The following is a 16,170-nucleotide window of genomic DNA, read 5'->3' as shown; positions in this document are numbered from 1 at the left end:
AAAGCTCACGCGGGATTAGCCGCCTGGTCCTACAGGTACATTTTGGGGAATGGGGGTACCTTGAATGCTCAAAGGACGGAAACATCGAGGCAACCCCATGAAACGCGACATCTTCAATGAAATGATGGACAGCCCCAGCGCATTGACCGCCGAGTATCAGAACCCCTACTCCTACAAAATCAACGGCGACAGTTTTTCCATCAAGTGCGCGGAAAACAAAGCCGGGCACTTGCTCGTCATGGAGCCCTCCCGAGAGCGTCGCATCGGCGCGATGAAGGGCAAGTTCATCCTTGACGACAACTTCGATGCGCCCCTGCCGGACGAATTGCTGGACGCCTTCGAGGGGCTGCATGTGTGAGGATTCTGCTCGACACCCACATTCTTCTGTGGGCCCTCACCGATGACCAGAAGTTATCCTGCACAGCCCGAACGTTCATCAGCCACGCCGCAGAGGTCCATGTCAGCGCCGCGACATTTTGGGAAATGGCGATCAAGGTCGGCTTGGGAAAACTCAACGTCGACCTGGAGGAAATACGCCAGTTCTGCATCGATAGCGGGTTCATGGAATTGCCGATCGGCGCAGAGCATGCAATGGCGGTGAAAGACCTGGAGCCTCATCACCGCGATCCATTCGACCGCCTCATCGTCGCGACCACCGTCATGGAACCGATGAAGCTGCTGACGGCTGATCCGATCATGACTCGGTACACACCATTGGCCATTCTGGTTTAGCGCCTCCTGCTGCACGCACTGTACATCGAGCCAAAGCGGCACCTTCGGGTGCCGCTTTTTTTGCACTCGCGTGAGTTGCGGGCCCTCTGGGTAGTGGTCTTATCCTGCGAATTTGTATGACTGCCCTTCGAACAATATAGGAAAAATCTCAACTCTCATCCGGACAACACTCGCCAATCCTAAAACTTTAACAACCATCTCATAACAACATCCGAAATTTCTCACGCTAAATTATCAACAATCGGCGAACCCCACGGAACTCCCGTTCCTCGCAGGCCCAGATTTACTCAGCACAATCGTCAATCACCTATTGATTTGTACGTTTTTCCGTACAGCGAAAACACGCACTTCGTAACTTCCTGTCATTTTTGACCGACCCATTTCCCCTTTATACAGTTGGCCCGTGCCTCATTGAGCACACCCAATGCCAACAACCGAAGAGAGTTCAACTCATGGGATACATGACCAGCTGGAACGCCAACAAAATTGCAGATCTCGAACAATTGGATGCCCCCACGGAAGAACAACTTGAGGAACTGCACCTGACTGAAACGGAACAGGCTGAACTGGAAGCCGAGTAACTCCCGAACCGCTGCAGGAGCGACGATTCGACAAGCTCGCTCCTGCAGCACACGGGCCAGGTCATTTCGCGTTTTTTTTCAAGGGAGTGAACAATGGACAGTTATACCGGTGTGGAGCGCGAACTCACTCTGGAGCAGGCGGAGCGGCGTATCCTGGCAGACTTGGCGAACCTCGGCCTTGAGCCGCAGGCGCGCCAGTTGGGGCAGCGGGTGGTGGCGGTTCAAGTTTGCGCCAGCTCCGATGACGCCCAGGTCGTCGCCCGCGGATCGGGGAAGGGCTACCCGAGCCATGCTCGTGTCGGGGCGTTGTTTGAAACACTGGAACATCATTTGAGCGAGCAGCTCAGCAGCGAAGATATCCGCTGTATTCCCTCACGGTACTTTTCCAACAACCCACTCTTTATCGATGACACCGTGCTGGCCACTGTCACTGAACAAACTGATGCACTTGTCGCTTGCCGAACCTACACAGACCTGTGTGACCATACTTCCTTTTATTACCCCGTTGCCTTGTCCACGCCGCGTTATTGCAATTCGCCATTGGAACAAGACTCCACTGATTACAAGGCATTAAGGCGTTACGCCTCCAACAGCGGAACAGCAATTGGCGCCAACTACAATGAAGCCGTGCTTCATGCGGTAAATGAATGCATCGAGCGTGATGCCCTTGCGCTGTTTCTACTGGATCATTTCTACTACCAGAACCACTGCGCGCTGCGCCGAGTCGTTCGGCCGGAGCCAGGCGATGAACTGAGCCAACTATGGTTGGACGCCGAAGCGGAGATTGGCGCTCCTGTTGTGCTGCTCGACATCAGCAGTGAGTTCCTGGCTCGTACCTTCCTCGCATTCTCGACCGAACCTGGCACCCACCCCCGCACATTCGGCAGCGGTTGCTCGCTCATCCCCCGCCATGGTGCCTGGCGAGCCTTGACCGAACTGGTGCAGATGCATCACGCCATGGCACAACCCGAACAGCAATGCGACCTGAGCAACGCACAGCGCCACTTGAGCCCGTTTCCACGCCTATTGCGATGCCTGCAACTGGACCTCTATCCATTGCTGAGCCAATGCACACAAATGCCCGTGGTCCTTGCCCCCGTGAGCACCGAGTCCCCGCTGGACGAGCAGCTCGATGACCTGGCAGCCGACCTGAAGCGTTTCGGGCGCACCCTCGGGGTGAGCCTGCTGCACCGCACCCCCTTGGGCACCACTGTGGTCAACGTGGTGATTCCCGGGCTGGAACGGTTTTACGTGGTGTGCAGTGGCAACGTTGTGGTGCCGCAGGCACGCGGGCGGCGGTTGCAAAAATCCCGGGGAGTGCCCGCATGACCGCTGCCCTGAACCGCGAACGTCACCTCGCTCGATCCTTCACCCTTCGCCAGACCGCACCCGGTGAACAGGATCGCTACATCGAACCCTTCGGGCCAGGCCTGCATCAGCTGTTCGTGTTACGCGTGAACGGCATCGACTGGGTCGGCCGCAAAATCCTCCAGTTTTGCGAAACCACCGGTTGGCGCATCAGCAGCCTGCTCAAGCCCTGGATGCTGCTCGGGCCGCTGATGCAATGGCAGTGGGGCAATCAGGGCGCCGTGATCCATTTCCGCGCGGCCGCCATGCCGGAGAAGGAAGCGTTGTTTCACAGTGCCATGAGCGATCCGGACAGCGAGGTGAATTTTCCGTTTCCGGCCATGGGCGATGACGGCCGGGAGTGTATCTGCCCACCCGATCACTGGCGGTGCAGCGCAACGCTCGCCGCCCAATTGAATGCCGACGAGCAGCATTTTCGCGAACATTGCGCCGCGCTGCTCAAGACCGTGGCCCGCCCCGGTTCGGTGATCCTCGACCCGGCATGTTCGACCGGTGAGCTAATCACCTACCTGTCCAGCGAGCTGGTGGGTCGCCAATGCCTGGGATCTGATCGCTCAGCCTCGATGATCGAACATGCGCTACAGCGCCATGGTGCGTCGACGGTGAGATTTTTCCTCGCCGACGCGCGCCACGTTGCCATGTCCGGTGTCCGCTGCGACGTGTTGATCCTGCGGTTCCTCAATGCCGAAGTGATGACGCGCAAAGACGCACACCAGCTATTCCAGGAAATGATGACGTGCGTGAAACCGGGCGGCACGATTCTGCTGTTCGGCCATACGCCAGTGCTGCTCGGCGTGCCGTACATGGCGCAGGTATTGAAGCTTGAGTTGATTTCCAGCGTCGCAGCCCGGCCTGGCCACAGGGAACTGTTCCAGTTCTACCGGCTGAGGATGCCCGTGCAATGGTGACTCATGGCTATTACCCGACCGACGACGGCCACCAACTTTATTGGGAGCGATGCGGTACACCGGGCGGTGAACCAATCTTTTTCCTGCATGGCGGACCGGGAAGCTACTGCAATCGCCATCATCTGGAGTTCTTTGATTTGCAGCGGTTCGACATTGTCCTGTTCGACCAGCGAGGTTGCGGGCGCTCCATTCCCCACGGAGAACTGCAACGAAACGACACCGGACATTGCGTCGAAGACATCGATGGCCTGCGTCAGCACCTGGGCTTCGAGAAAATCAGCCTGCTGGGAGTGTCCTGGGGTAGCTGGCTAGCCATTCAATACCAGCAACGCTATCCGCAGGCCTTGCTGAAGACAACGCTGGTCTCAATATTCGTACCCTTTGCCGAAAACGTCAGTGCCTACGATGAACATGTGAGCATCGGCCTGGGTGCCATCCACCAGCGCACGTGCGCCGACAATGCCCGGGCGATCTACCAGATCCTGACCAAGGGTTGCGCCCTGCAGCAGCACCATGCCGCCTTGCACTGGATACAAGCCTCGATGTATCTGGAAGGACAATCCATGCCCCCCAGTCAGTTGGCGAGTTTCGCTGACCAGGACGCCGTTCGCTCCATCCGCCTGGAACTGCACTATCACCTCAATCACTACTTCTTCAGGCGTGAGGATGAATCGCTTTCACTGGATGCCAACACCGAAGTTATCCAAGGCACCCGGGACACCCTCGGCATGGCGAGCGTGCGCTGGCTCAGGCGGCGCCAGCCGTTGCAGTTCCGTCTATTTGACGCCGGGCACAATGCCTTTGAGCCGGCCATTGTGAAGGCCGTGCGCCAGTCATTGAAAAGAGACATCGCACGCTGACAAAAACGGCACCCGAAGGTGCCGTTGACTTGTTTGGCCTGGCGCTTACTTACGCGCGTCCGCCCACGATTTCAGCAGTTCGCTGTAGCTCACGGTTTCGCCCTGGGGCTTTTCGTTCGCCAGTTTCGGTTTCGGTGCGCCCGGCTGATCGAACCAGTACTGCGCGTCACGCTCGGGGTTCATCTTCGGTGCGCAGGTGGCTTGCGCCTTCGAACGTTCCAGGCGTGTCATGATCGCGTCCTGATCCTTGGCCAGGCCATCCAGCGCCTGTTGCGGGGTTTTCTCGCCGCTGGCCGCTTCGGCGATGTGGCTCCACCACAGTTGCGCCAGACGCGGATAATCCGGCACGTTGGTCCCGGTCGGCGACCATTGCACACGGGCCGGGCTGCGGTAGAACTCCACCAACCCACCGAGTTTCGGCGCCAGGTCGGTCATCGCCTGGGAATTGATGTCCGACTCCCGGATTGGCGTCAGGCCAACGATGGTTTTCTTCAGCGACACGGTTTTCGAGGTCACGAACTGGGCATACAGCCACGCGGCCAGTTTCTGTTTCTCAGGCGTGGACTTCATGAAGGTCCAGGAACCCACATCCTGATAACCGAGCTTCATCCCTTCTTCCCAGTACGGTCCCTTGGGGGAAGGCGCCATGCGCCATTTCGGCGAACCATCGGCATTCACAACCGGCAGGCCTGGTTTGGTCATGTCGGCGGTGAACGCGGTGTACCAGAATATCTGCTGGGCGATGTTGCCCTGGGACGGCACCGGCCCGGACTCGGAGAAGGTCATGCCTGCCGCTTCCGGTGGTGCGTATTTTTTCAGCCAGTCCACGTACTTGGTGGTGGCGAACACGGCCGCCGGGCCATTGGTGTCGCCACCGCGAGTCACGCTGGAGCCCACCGGATGGCAGTCCTCGACGCGGATACCCCATTCGTCCACCGGCAAACCGTTGGGCAGCCCCTTGTCGCCGCCACCGGCCATGGAGAACCAGGCATCAGTAAAGCGCCAGCCCAGCGACGGATCCTTCTTGCCGTAGTCCATGTGCCCGTAGACGCGCTTGCCGTCGATTTCCTTGACGTCTTCGCTGAAGAATTTGGCAATGTCTTCATAGGCCGACCAGTTCACCGGTACGCCCAGTTCATAACCGTACTTTTCCTTGAACTTGGCCTTGAGGTCGGCACGTTCGAACCAGTCGGCCCGGAACCAGTACAGGTTGGCGAACTGCTGGTCAGGCAATTGGTAGATCTTGCCGTCTGGTGCAGTGGTGAACGAGAGGCCGATGAAGTCCTTGAGGTCAAGGGTCGGCGAGGTGTAGTTCTTGCCCTCGTTGGCCATCAGGTCGGTGATCGATTCGGTCTTGCCGTAGCGAAAGTGCGTACCGATCAGGTCCGAGTCGTTGACCCAGCCGTCATAGATGCTCTTGTCCGACTGCATCACGGTTTGCAGCTTTTCCACCACGTCGCCTTCCTGAAGCAGGTCGTGGGTCAGCTTGATCCCGGTGATTTCGCTGAACGCCTTGGCCAGTACCTTGGACTCGTACTCGTGGGTAGTCAGGGTTTCCGAGACGACCTTGATGTCCATCCCGCGAAACGGTTCGGCGGCCTTGATGAACCACTTCAGTTCTTCCAGTTGCTGTTCGGCCGTCAGGGTGGACGGCTTGAACTCGCTGCCGATCCATTTCTTCGCGGCCTCCTCATAGGCATCAGCCCAGGCCGAAGCGCTCAAACCGCTGAGGGCCAGCATGGCTGCCAATGAAATGCTATGTCGCAGCTTATTGTTTTTGTCGAACATAGAAACCTCCTTATTGAGTTTCGGAGCGCCGAGCGATTCGACTAGCCCCAACGCATCACAGACAACAGCCACACCAGGGATAACGCGAACGCCACCCAGATGCTCCAGTCGGTTACGCCGATCACCAGCAAATGCAGGTAGGCGCTGCCGAGAAGACCGATAAACAAACGATCGCCACGGGTGGTGGCCATCGGTAAAAAGCCACGACGCAGGACGCTCGGAGAGCGTAACTCCCAGGTCGTCATGCCAATCAGGATCAGGGCGATCACGCCGAAGAATGCCCCCGTCGGGACGGTCCAGCTCATCCATTCCATCATCAGTTCCTCATACCCGACCCAGGGCGAAGCCCTTGGCCACGTGGTTGCGTACGAACCAGATCACCAGCATGCCGGGCAGGATGGTCAGCACCCCCGCCGCCGCCAACACGCCCCAGTCGATGCCGGAGGCCGAGACTGTACGGGTCATCACCGCCGCGATCGGCTTGGCGTTGACCGACGTCAGCGTGCGCGCCAGCAGCAACTCGACCCATGAAAACATGAAGCAGAAAAACGCCGTGACGCCGATCCCCGAGCCAATCAGCGGGACGAAAATCTTCACAAAAAACTTGGGAAAGCTGTAGCCGTCGATGTAGGCCGTTTCGTCGATCTCCTTGGGCACACCTGACATGAAACCTTCGAGAATCCACACCGCCAATGGCACGTTGAACAGGCAATGCGCCAATGCCACGGCAATGTGGGTATCGAACAGGCCGATCGAGGAATACAGCTGGAAGAACGGCAACAGAAACACCGCCGGCGGCGCCATGCGGTTGGTCAGCAGCCAGAAGAACAGGTGCTTGTCACCCAGGAAGCGATACCGAGAAAACGCGTACGCCGCCGGCAATGCCACGCTCAGGGAGATCACCGTATTCAGGCTGACGTAATACAAGGAGTTGAGGTAACCGGTGTACCAGGCAGGATCGGTAAAGATCACCTTGTAGTTGTGCAGGGTGAAGTCCTGGGGAAACAGTGTCAGGCCGCCGAGGATTTCGGTATTGCTCTTGAACGACATGTTCAGCAGCCAGTAGATCGGTACCAGCAGGAACAGGATGTACAGCAGCAATGGAATCAGCTTTCTCTTGCTCATTTCGCAGGCCTCAACGGTTGGCGTCAGCGTGCGTCATGGCCGTGTAGAACAGCCAGGACACCAAGAGGATGATCAGGAAATACACCAGCGAGAACGCCGCCGCAGGCCCCAGGTCAAATTGACCGATGGCCATTTGTGTCAGGGTCTGGCTGAGAAAGGTCGTGGCATTGCCCGGCCCGCCCCCCGTGAGCACGAACGGTTCGGTGTAGATCATGAAGCTGTCCATGAAGCGAAGCATCACCGCGATCAGCAGCACGCTTTTGAGCTTGGGTAATTGGATGTGCCTGAACACCGCCCAGGCCGACGCCCGGTCGATCCGTGCCGCCTGGTAGTACACGTCCGGAATGGCGCGCAGCCCGGAGAAACACAACAGCGCCACCAGCGAGGTCCAGTGCCACACATCCATCACCAGCACCGTCACCCACGCGTCCATGGTGTTTGCCGCATAGTTATAGCTGATGCCCATGGCGTTGAGCGTCCAACCCAGCAGGCCGATGTCGGCACGGCCGAAAATCTGCCAGATGGTGCCGACCACGTTCCACGGAATCAGCAGCGGGATTGCCAGGACAATCAGCACCACCGACGACCAGCGCCCCTTGGTCGGCATGGTCAGAGCGATGGCGATTCCCAGCGGAATCTCGATCAGCAGCACGCAGGCCGAATAGATGAACTGACGCAACAGCGAGTCGTGCAGGCGTGTATCGAGCAGCACCTGCTTGTACCAGTCGGCGCCGACAAAAAAGCGGCTGGACTGGTCGAAAATGTCCTGCACCGAGTAGTTGACCACGGTCATCATCGGGATCACCGCACTGAACGCCACCAGCAGAAACACCGGCAACACCAGCCACCAGGCCTTGTTGTTCTGCACTTTGTTCATGGCTGCACCTCCCCGATCGCGTGTGGCTCCAGCAGGAATTCGTCGGCGTAGACCATCAGCCATTGCGCCGGGAAACTGATGTACGCCATACCCTCCGGCACCGGTTTGTCTTCGGCCAGGCGCACCTTCAGCGGCTGGCCATCGAGCTCCAGGGTCATGATCTTGTAGGTACCAAGGTCTTCGACGTGAACGACCCTTGCCCTCAGCGCATCGTCAAAGGGCTCGTCCCACACATGGACGAACTCCGGCCGAATGCCGACCTTCAGGGTTTGCCAGGTTGACTCGGCAATGCGCTTGCACATGGCCTCGGACAACGGCAGATGGGTCGAAGCAAACCCGACGCCGCCTGCTTGTGGCTGCACGTCGATCAAATTCATGCCGGGGCTGCCAATGAAATAGCCGACAAACGTGTGGCTGGGGCGCTCGAACAACTCGCGAGGCGTGCCGAACTGCACGATCTGGCCGCCGTACATCACCGCGATCTTGTCGGCGAAAGTCGAGGCCTCCAGTTGATCGTGGGTGACGTAGACCATGGTGATGTTGAACTGCTCGTGGATCTGCTTGAGCTTGCGCCGCAGTTTCCATTTCAGGTGCGGGTCGATCACCGTGAGCGGTTCGTCGAACAGGATCGCCGACACGTCGTCGCGCACCAGGCCGCGGCCCATGGAGACTTTCTGTTTTTCGTCGGCGGTGAGGTTGCGCGCCTTTTTGTTCAGCAGGTTCTGCAGGTCGAGGACCTCGGCGATTTCCTGCACCTTGCTGTGGATTTTCGCTTCGGCCATGCCCTGGTTACGCAACGGGAACGCCAGGTTGTCGAACACCGTCATGGTGTCGTAGACCACGGGGAACTGGAACACCTGGGCGATGTTGCGCTTCTCCGGGGTCAGGTCATTGACCGCCTTGCCGTCAAACAACACATGCCCCTGGGACGGGCTGAGCAACCCGGAAATGATATTGAGCAACGTCGACTTGCCACACCCCGAAGGCCCGAGCAAGGCAAACGCACCGCCCTGCTCCCAGATGTGGTCCATCTGGCGTATGGCGTAATCCTCCGGGCCACTGGGCGTGTCGGTGTAGCTGTGGGCGAGGTTCTGCAAACGGATTTCGGCCATCAGGCAACCCTCGCGATGCGGCGACTGGGCGCCTGGACCAATCGCCCCTGCGCATCGAACACAAACAGTTTATGGGTGGGAATGTAGATGCGAATCGGCGCATCGACGTCGTACTCGTGAACACCCGGCAGGTGCAGCACCAGCAGGAAATGCTCGTTGCGTACGTGCAAAAAGGTTTCCGAGCCGCTGATCTCGGCGACTTCGACGGTCACTGCCAGCTCGAGGTCGTCATCGTTGCTGGGTACCAGCGAGATGTGGCTGGGGCGCACACCGAACCGGAACTCGCCCTCGCCTACCGGACGCAGATCCACATTCAGGGGGAAGTGCACAAAGTTGGCGAAGCTGACCTCGTTGCCGGCGATCCGGCCCGGCATCAGGTTGATCGGCGGCTCGGAAAACAGTTCGGCGGCCAGTACGGTCTGTGGCTGGTGGTAGACCTCGGCCGCCTTTCCACTCTGGATGACCCGGCCTTCATGGAGAATGGTCGTGGTGCCGCCCAACGCCAACGCTTCGTTGGGCTCGGTGGTGGCGTAGATCGCAATGGTGTGCCGTGCCTTGAACAGTTCGCGCATTTCCTGGCGCAGCTCTTCGCGCAGCTTGTAGTCGAGGTTGACCAGCGGTTCATCGAACAGAATCAGCTCGGCATCCTTGACCAGCGCCCGGGCCATTGCCGTGCGCTGTTGCTGACCGCCGGAGAGTTCCAGCGGATAACGCTTCAGGAACTTGTCGATGCGTAGCATCTTTGCGGTTTCCAGAACCTTGTCCTGTATCAGCTCGTTGGACACACCGGCCTGGCGCAGGGGCGAGGCAATGTTTTCGAACACGGTCATCGTTGGGTAGTTGATGAACTGCTGATAGACCATCGAAACATTGCGCAGCCGCACCGGGCGCTGGGTGACGTCGACGCCGTTCATCAGGACGCGCCCGCTGTCGGGCTTGTCGAGGCCCGCCATCAGGCGCATTAGACTGGTTTTGCCCGACAGCGTACGGCCAAGCAAAACGTTGAAAGATCCGGGTTCAAAACAGAGGCACGCATCGTCGATCCAGGTCTGGCCCTCAACGGTGCGGCTGACGTGTTCCAGGGTGAGTGACATGGCTCGGCCTTTTTATTATTGGAGTCAAGCGACCGGAGCAGTAGAGCGACTTTCGTGCCAGAAAATGCAAGTGGTTGATCTCAATTGGGAATTTTCGAAAAGCACGAATGTTGGTTTTCGTTGCTGAACAGAAATGAACAACTCTGGCTGAACAATTGAACAGTTCAGCGATTGACAATGAACAATACTGAACAACACTCTACGCCCAATGGAACAATGACTATCCCTGTAGGAGCGAGCTTGTCGAGGCGTCGAACCGTCGCGATGGTCGTCAACGATAACGCTGGCTTGCTGGTGCCCCGCGGTGACTGGGCTACCATCGCGACGGTTCGACGCCTCGACAAGCTCGCTCCTACAGGGGATTCGGGATTTACCTAATAAAAACAATAAAAATACCCTAGAGATCGACTGCCATGGCCGCACCCGCCTCGCCGCTCTCCCACGACGCCATCATTGCGGACTCATGGTCGCGCTGCCGTGCGTTCGGCCTCAACCACCAGAGTTCGCCGGCGTTCGATCAACTGCCCGCGGACCGCATCGCGCAGTTGCTGGAAAGTCAGCATTCACTGGTGCAGACGACTCACCAGGAAGTCCTGCCCTACTACGAAAACATCCTCAGCAATTCCAACTGCCTGATCATGCTCGCCGACAACCAGGGTCAGGTGCTGACGTCATGGGGCACCCAGCGCTTTGTCGACCCGGGCCTGGCGCGCGGGTTCAGTGCCGGCGCCAGCTGGATGGAGCGTTGCAGCGGCACCAATGCCATCGGCACCGCGCTGGCGTGTGAGCAGGCGGTGCACATCGAACACGATGAGCATTTCCTCAAGGCCAACCGCTTCATGACCGGTTCCGCCGCGCCGATTTTCGATGCCGAGCGCAAGGTGATCGCGGTGCTCGACGTGTCCAGCGACAGTTATCTACCGCCGTCGCACACCCTGGGCATGGTCAAGATGATGAGCCAGACCGTGGAGAACCGGCTGATCCTCAACCTGTTCCATGGCCAGCACTTTCAACTGACGTTCAACACCGGGCTGAACAACCTCGACAGCCAATGGGCCGGATTACTGATTTTCGATGAAAGCGGCCAGGTGCTTTCAGCCAATCGCCGCGCAGACAACCTGTTGGGTATCAGCCTGTCGCGGGTCAGTGTGGAGAGCCTGTTCAAGGTGTCGTTGATGGAGCTGCTGAACCAGCCCGAAGGCCTGCCCTTTGCCCTGCAAGCCGCAGGGCGCAACCGCTTCCAATGTGTGTTGCGCCGACCGAAACAGGCACCGATCCAGCCACGACTGTTTGCCGAACCCAAGCGCGCCGAGCCCTCTGTCGCCACCATCAGCCTCAATACCCTGCACTTCGGCGACAGCCGTGTGGAAAAAGCCGTGCGCCAAGCCGAGCGCCTGCTGGAAAAAGACATTCCGTTGTTGATCCATGGCGAAACCGGGGTCGGCAAGGAGGTGTTCGTCAAGGCCCTGCATCAGGCCAGCTCACGTAGCAAACAGCCGTTCATTGCCGTCAACTGTGCGGCAATCCCCGCCGAGCTGGTGGAGTCCGAGCTGTTTGGCTATGAGAAAGGGGCGTTCACCGGCGCCAATCAAAAAGGCAGCATCGGGCTGATTCGCAAGGCCGACAAGGGCACGCTGTTCCTGGATGAGATTGGCGACATGCCGCTTCCCACCCAGGCTCGCCTGTTGCGTGTGCTACAGGAGCGTTGCGTACAACCGGTGGGCAGCAGCGAACTGTTCCCGGTGGACATCCGCATTATCTCGGCCACCAACCGCTCGCTGCGTGAACAAGTGCAACTGGGCCGTTTTCGCGAAGACCTTTATTACCGCATCGGCGGCCTGACCCTTGAGCTGCCGCCCCTGCGCGAGCGTAGCGACAAGCAGGCTCTGTTCAAACGCTTGTGGGAGCAGCATCGCGAACCGTCGCAATGGGCGGGCTTGAGTCGGGAGGTGATGGAGCTGTTCAGCCGTCATCCGTGGCCGGGTAACTTGCGCCAGGTCAGCAGCGTGATTCAGGTGGCATTGGCCATGGCCGAGGAACAACCGGTGCGGCCGGAGCATTTGCCGGATGACTTTTTTGTCGACCTGGAGATGGAGCCAATGGAGACGCCCGAGCCGCTGGCGGTGGACCTGGATGATGCCGAAGACTTGAATCGGCAGTTGCAGGCGGTGGGGGGGAATATTTCCCACCTGGCGCGGCGGTTGGGGGTTAGTCGCAATACCTTGTACAAAAGGTTGCGGCAGACTGAGTGACCGCGGTGGATTTGAAATCGAATCGCGGGCAAGCCCGCTCCCACAGGGCCTTGAGCCGAACTCAGAATCTGATTTCACTCCGAAACACTGTGGGAGCGGGCCTGCTCCGGGCGGCGTTCCGACGATGAGGCCGGCCAGACCACCGCAATATCCAAACCCTGCACCCAAACAAAAACCCGCACAAGGCGGGTTTCTGTTTTCAGCGGTTCAGCCAATCAATCAGCCAAACGCCAGGTCGTGCCGCCCTTGCCGTCTTCCAGCACTACGCCCATGGCGGTGAGCTGGTCACGGATGCGGTCAGATTCGGCCCAGTCCTTGGCCGCACGCGCCGCCAGACGCGCCGCAATCAGGGCATCAACCTGCGCCGCGTCCACCCGCCCTTCGGCGCCGGCTTGCAGGAAGTCTTCGGCCTCGAGCTGCAACACACCCAGCACATCGGCCAGTTGCTTCAAACGCGCCGCCAGACCGGCCGCCGCGTCAAGATCGCTCTCGCGCAGACGGTTGATCTCACGCACCATCTCAAACAGCACCGCGCAGGCTTCCGGCGTGCCGAAGTCGTCGTTCATCACCTGGGTGAAGCGCTCGACAAACGCCTCGCCACCGGCTGGAGCGACTTTCGGCAGGCCTTTCAACGCATGATAGAAACGCTCGAGTGCGCCCTTGGCGTCCTTGAGGTTGTCTTCCGAATAGTTGATCGCGCTGCGGTAGTGGCTCGACACCAGCAGGTAACGCACGACTTCCGGGTGGTACTTTTCCAGCACGTCGCGAATGGTGAAGAAGTTGTTCAAGGACTTGGACATCTTCTCGCCATTGATGCGGATCATGCCGCAATGCATCCACGCGTTGGCGTAGGTCTTGCCGGTAGCCGCTTCGCTCTGGGCGATTTCATTCTCGTGGTGCGGGAACTCCAGGTCGCTGCCGCCGCCATGAATGTCGAAGGTCTCGCCCAGGCAGCAGGTCGACATCACCGAGCACTCGATGTGCCAGCCCGGACGCCCGTCACCCCACGGCGATGGCCAGCTTGGCTCACCCGGCTTGGCGCCTTTCCACAGCACGAAGTCCAGCGGGTCCTGTTTGGACTCGTCGACTTCGATCCGCGCGCCGATGCGCAGGTCTTCGATCTTCTTGCGCGAGAGCTTGCCGTAGCCCATGAACTTGGCGACGCGGTAGTACACGTCACCATTGCCAGGCGCGTAGGCATAACCCTTGTCGATCAGGGTCTGGATCATCGCCTGCATGCCGGGGATATGCCCGGTGGCGCGTGGCTCCATGTCCGGCTTGCGGATGTTCAGGCGCGCTTCGTCTTCGTGCATCGCCGCGATCATTCGCTCGGTCAACGCTTCGAACGACTCGCCGTTCTCGTTGGCTCGATTGATGATCTTGTCGTCAATGTCGGTGATGTTGCGCACATAAGTCAGGTCGTAGCCGCTGAACCGCAACCAGCGGGTCACCAGGTCGAACGCGACCATGCTGCGGCCGTGGCCCAGGTGGCAGTAGTCGTACACGGTCATCCCGCACACGTACATGCGCACCTTGTTGCCATCCAGCGGTTTAAAGACTTCTTTGCTCTTGGTGAGCGTGTTGTAGATCGTCAGCACGTCCAGGTTTCCTTGAATCACTGGCCCCACGAATCACGCAAGGTCACGGTACGGTTGAACACCGGAGCGCCCGGTTTCGAGTCCTTGATATCTGCGCAGAAGTAACCTTCGCGCTCGAACTGGAAACGGTCTTCCGGTTGTGCGTCGCCCAGCGAGGGTTCGGCACGACAACCGGTCAGCACCTGGAGGGAGTCAGGGTTGATGTTGTCCAGGAAACTGGCGCTGTCCTCGGCCTTCTCAGGGTTCGGGGAGCGGAACAGTCGATCGTACAGACGCACTTCGCACTCGATGCTGGCCGCCGCCGGCACCCAGTGGATCACGCCCTTGACCTTGCGGCCTTCAGGGTTCTTGCCCAGGGTGTCCGGATCATAGGAGCAACGCAGTTCGACGATGTTGCCATCGGCGTCCTTGATCGCTTCGTCGGCACGGATCACGTAGCTGCCACGCAGGCGCACTTCGCCGTTCGGTTCCAGGCGCTTGTAGCCCTTCGGCGGCTCTTCCATGAAGTCATCGCGGTCGATGTAGATTTCACGGGCGAACGGCAGCTTGCGCACGCCGAGTTCTTCTTTCTGCGGATGACGCGGCAGTTCGAGGTTGTCGACCTTGTCTTGCGGATAATTGGTGATCACGACTTTCAACGGGCGCAGCACGCACATCGCGCGAGGTGCGTTCGCGTCCAGGTCCTGGCGGATACTGAATTCGAGCATGCCGAAGTCGACCACGCCGTCGGAACGGTTAGTGCCGACCATGTCGCAGAAGTTGCGGATCGAAGCCGGCGTGTAGCCACGACGACGGAAACCCGACAAGGTGGACATGCGCGGATCGTCCCAGCCGTTGACGTGTTTCTCATCGACCAGTTGCTTGAGCTTGCGCTTGCTGGTGATGGTGTAGTTCAGGTTCAGGCGGCTGAATTCGTACTGCCGCGGGTTGGCCGGCACCGGCAGGTTGTCCAGGAACCATTCGTACAGCGGGCGATGGCTTTCGAACTCCAGGGTGCAGATCGAGTGGGTGATGCCTTCAATGGCATCCGACTGACCGTGGGTGAAGTCATAGTTGGGGTAGATGCACCACTTGTCGCCGGTCTGGTGGTGATGGGCATGACGGATGCGGTACATGATCGGGTCGCGCAGGTTCATGTTCGGCGAGGCCATGTCGATCTTGGCGCGCAGCACGCGAGCGCCGTCCGGGAACTCGCCGGCGCGCATGCGGGCGAACCAGTCGAGGTTCTCTTCCACGGAACGGTCACGGAACGGGCTGTTGCGGCCCGGCTCGGTCAGGGTGCCACGGTATTCCTTGGCTTGCTCGGGGCTCAGGTCGTCCACATAGGCCTTGCCGGCCTTGATCAGTTCCACGGCCCAGTCGTGCAATTGGTCGAAATACTGCGAGGCGTAGCGCACTTCGCCGGACCATTCGAAGCCAAGCCATTTGACGTCGCTTTCGATCGCGTCGATGTATTCCTGGTCTTCCTTGGCCGGGTTGGTGTCGTCGAAACGCAAGTGAGTGACGCCGCCGAATTCCTGGGCCAGGCCGAAGTTCACACAGATCGACTTGGCGTGACCGATGTGCAGGTAGCCGTTGGGCTCGGGCGGGAAACGAGTGACGATCTGCGTGTGCTTACCCGAGTCCAGGTCCGCCTGGATGATCGGGCGCAGGAAATTGACCGGCACGGCAGGGCCGGTCTTGGAATTCGAGGTAGGGTCGACAGTGGGCTTGCTCATAGGATCCTTGAACATACAAGTGCGCGGCCGGAAGACAGCCAGACAAAACAAAGCCGCTATCATAGCCGATGCCGTCAAGTACCTGACAGAGCGCACTCGGCAAACCGTCGTATTTAATCGGGCATAAAAGAAAAAACTGCCTCGAAATTCGCGCCTG

Annotated in this window: 14 protein-coding genes; 6 read left to right on the top strand and 8 right to left on the bottom strand. The window is 59.2% G+C overall.

Annotation, left to right across the window (positions count from 1 at the left end):
• The first annotated feature begins 97 nt into the window (after positions 1 to 97).
• The 5 genes from AB4N64_RS05895 (at position 98) to AB4N64_RS05875 (ending at position 4,449) form a co-directional block, all read left to right on the top strand.
• Positions 98 to 358, top strand: coding sequence for a hypothetical protein (locus tag AB4N64_RS05895; protein WP_460122822.1), 261 nt, complete (start codon positions 98 to 100; stop codon positions 356 to 358).
• Positions 355 to 732, top strand: coding sequence for a type II toxin-antitoxin system VapC family toxin (locus AB4N64_RS05890; protein ID WP_460122819.1), 378 nt, complete (start codon positions 355 to 357; stop codon positions 730 to 732). The genes AB4N64_RS05895 and AB4N64_RS05890 overlap by 4 nt, the downstream gene beginning before the upstream one ends.
• Positions 733 to 1,406: 674 nt before the next feature.
• Positions 1,407 to 2,642 (top strand): YcaO-like family protein, encoded by a 1,236-nt coding sequence (locus AB4N64_RS05885; protein ID WP_460122816.1) that lies wholly within the window; start codon positions 1,407 to 1,409, stop codon positions 2,640 to 2,642.
• Positions 2,639 to 3,589: a class I SAM-dependent methyltransferase gene (locus AB4N64_RS05880; RefSeq protein ID WP_460122814.1), complete on the top strand. Its 951-nt coding sequence runs from the start codon at positions 2,639 to 2,641 to the stop codon at positions 3,587 to 3,589. Before AB4N64_RS05885 ends, AB4N64_RS05880 begins: the two co-directional genes overlap by 4 nt.
• Complete coding sequence (locus AB4N64_RS05875; RefSeq protein ID WP_460122812.1) at positions 3,583 to 4,449, top strand: alpha/beta fold hydrolase; 867 nt, start codon at positions 3,583 to 3,585, stop codon at positions 4,447 to 4,449. Before AB4N64_RS05880 ends, AB4N64_RS05875 begins: the two co-directional genes overlap by 7 nt.
• Positions 4,450 to 4,494: 45 nt before the next feature.
• Here AB4N64_RS05875 and AB4N64_RS05870 read toward each other — a convergent pair whose 3' ends face one another.
• Genes AB4N64_RS05870 through AB4N64_RS05845 form a run of 6 tightly spaced genes read right to left on the bottom strand, consistent with a single transcriptional unit; the run spans position 4,495 to position 10,445 of the window.
• Complete coding sequence (locus AB4N64_RS05870; RefSeq protein WP_460122809.1) at positions 4,495 to 6,237, bottom strand: ABC transporter substrate-binding protein; 1,743 nt, start codon at positions 6,235 to 6,237, stop codon at positions 4,495 to 4,497.
• Positions 6,238 to 6,278: 41 nt separating this feature from the next.
• Positions 6,279 to 6,551, bottom strand: coding sequence for a DUF2160 domain-containing protein (locus AB4N64_RS05865; RefSeq protein WP_460122806.1), 273 nt, complete (start codon positions 6,549 to 6,551; stop codon positions 6,279 to 6,281).
• Between the two features lie 10 nt (positions 6,552 to 6,561).
• Positions 6,562 to 7,362 (bottom strand): carbohydrate ABC transporter permease, encoded by an 801-nt coding sequence (locus AB4N64_RS05860; RefSeq protein ID WP_460122803.1) that lies wholly within the window; start codon positions 7,360 to 7,362, stop codon positions 6,562 to 6,564.
• A 10-nt stretch (positions 7,363 to 7,372) separates the two neighbouring features.
• On the bottom strand, positions 7,373 to 8,239 hold the full coding sequence (locus tag AB4N64_RS05855) for a carbohydrate ABC transporter permease (RefSeq protein ID WP_460122800.1): 867 nt from the start codon (positions 8,237 to 8,239) through the stop codon (positions 7,373 to 7,375).
• Positions 8,236 to 9,351 (bottom strand): ABC transporter ATP-binding protein, encoded by a 1,116-nt coding sequence (locus AB4N64_RS05850; RefSeq protein WP_460122797.1) that lies wholly within the window; start codon positions 9,349 to 9,351, stop codon positions 8,236 to 8,238. Before AB4N64_RS05850 ends, AB4N64_RS05855 begins: the two co-directional genes overlap by 4 nt.
• Complete coding sequence (locus AB4N64_RS05845; protein WP_460122794.1) at positions 9,351 to 10,445, bottom strand: ABC transporter ATP-binding protein; 1,095 nt, start codon at positions 10,443 to 10,445, stop codon at positions 9,351 to 9,353. Before AB4N64_RS05845 ends, AB4N64_RS05850 begins: the two co-directional genes overlap by 1 nt.
• A 413-nt stretch (positions 10,446 to 10,858) precedes the next feature.
• Between AB4N64_RS05845 and AB4N64_RS05840 the strand changes: the two genes are divergently transcribed.
• A complete protein-coding gene (locus AB4N64_RS05840; RefSeq protein ID WP_460122791.1) occupies positions 10,859 to 12,697 on the top strand; it encodes a sigma-54-dependent Fis family transcriptional regulator in 1,839 nt (612 codons plus the stop codon).
• Positions 12,698 to 12,912: 215 nt separating this feature from the next.
• Here the strand turns inward: AB4N64_RS05840 and cysS are convergent, their stop codons facing one another.
• The gene (gene cysS, locus AB4N64_RS05835; RefSeq protein WP_460122788.1) at positions 12,913 to 14,295 is read right to left on the bottom strand and encodes a cysteine--tRNA ligase; all 1,383 of its coding nucleotides are present in this window, start codon (positions 14,293 to 14,295) and stop codon (positions 12,913 to 12,915) included.
• Positions 14,296 to 14,312: 17 nt separating this feature from the next.
• The gene (locus tag AB4N64_RS05830) at positions 14,313 to 16,013 is read right to left on the bottom strand and encodes a glutamine--tRNA ligase/YqeY domain fusion protein (protein ID WP_460122785.1); all 1,701 of its coding nucleotides are present in this window, start codon (positions 16,011 to 16,013) and stop codon (positions 14,313 to 14,315) included.
• Positions 16,014 to 16,170 lie beyond the last annotated feature (157 nt).

This window comes from Pseudomonas sp. S2_C03 (assembly GCF_054668405.1).
The sequence above is the reverse complement of the archived record's forward strand: the minus strand, read 5'-3'. Positions and strand labels throughout refer to the sequence as shown.

What these genes read in the sequence shown, in the direction of transcription:
- AB4N64_RS05850 (WP_460122797.1), bottom strand. Translation starts at nt 9,351, where the DNA reads ATGGCCGAAATCCGTTTGCAGAACCTCGCCCACAGCTACACCGACACG.
- AB4N64_RS05865 (WP_460122806.1), bottom strand. Translation starts at nt 6,551, where the DNA reads ATGGAATGGATGAGCTGGACCGTCCCGACGGGGGCATTCTTCGGCGTG.
- AB4N64_RS05870 (WP_460122809.1), bottom strand. Translation starts at nt 6,237, where the DNA reads ATGTTCGACAAAAACAATAAGCTGCGACATAGCATTTCATTGGCAGCC.
- AB4N64_RS05875 (WP_460122812.1), top strand. Translation starts at nt 3,583, where the DNA reads ATGGTGACTCATGGCTATTACCCGACCGACGACGGCCACCAACTTTAT.
- AB4N64_RS05895 (WP_460122822.1), top strand. Translation starts at nt 98, where the DNA reads ATGAAACGCGACATCTTCAATGAAATGATGGACAGCCCCAGCGCATTG.
- AB4N64_RS05855 (WP_460122800.1), bottom strand. Translation starts at nt 8,239, where the DNA reads ATGAACAAAGTGCAGAACAACAAGGCCTGGTGGCTGGTGTTGCCGGTG.
- AB4N64_RS05880 (WP_460122814.1), top strand. Translation starts at nt 2,639, where the DNA reads ATGACCGCTGCCCTGAACCGCGAACGTCACCTCGCTCGATCCTTCACC.
- AB4N64_RS05830 (WP_460122785.1), bottom strand. Translation starts at nt 16,013, where the DNA reads ATGAGCAAGCCCACTGTCGACCCTACCTCGAATTCCAAGACCGGCCCT.
- AB4N64_RS05885 (WP_460122816.1), top strand. Translation starts at nt 1,407, where the DNA reads ATGGACAGTTATACCGGTGTGGAGCGCGAACTCACTCTGGAGCAGGCG.
- AB4N64_RS05860 (WP_460122803.1), bottom strand. Translation starts at nt 7,362, where the DNA reads ATGAGCAAGAGAAAGCTGATTCCATTGCTGCTGTACATCCTGTTCCTG.
- AB4N64_RS05845 (WP_460122794.1), bottom strand. Translation starts at nt 10,445, where the DNA reads ATGTCACTCACCCTGGAACACGTCAGCCGCACCGTTGAGGGCCAGACC.
- AB4N64_RS05840 (WP_460122791.1), top strand. Translation starts at nt 10,859, where the DNA reads ATGGCCGCACCCGCCTCGCCGCTCTCCCACGACGCCATCATTGCGGAC.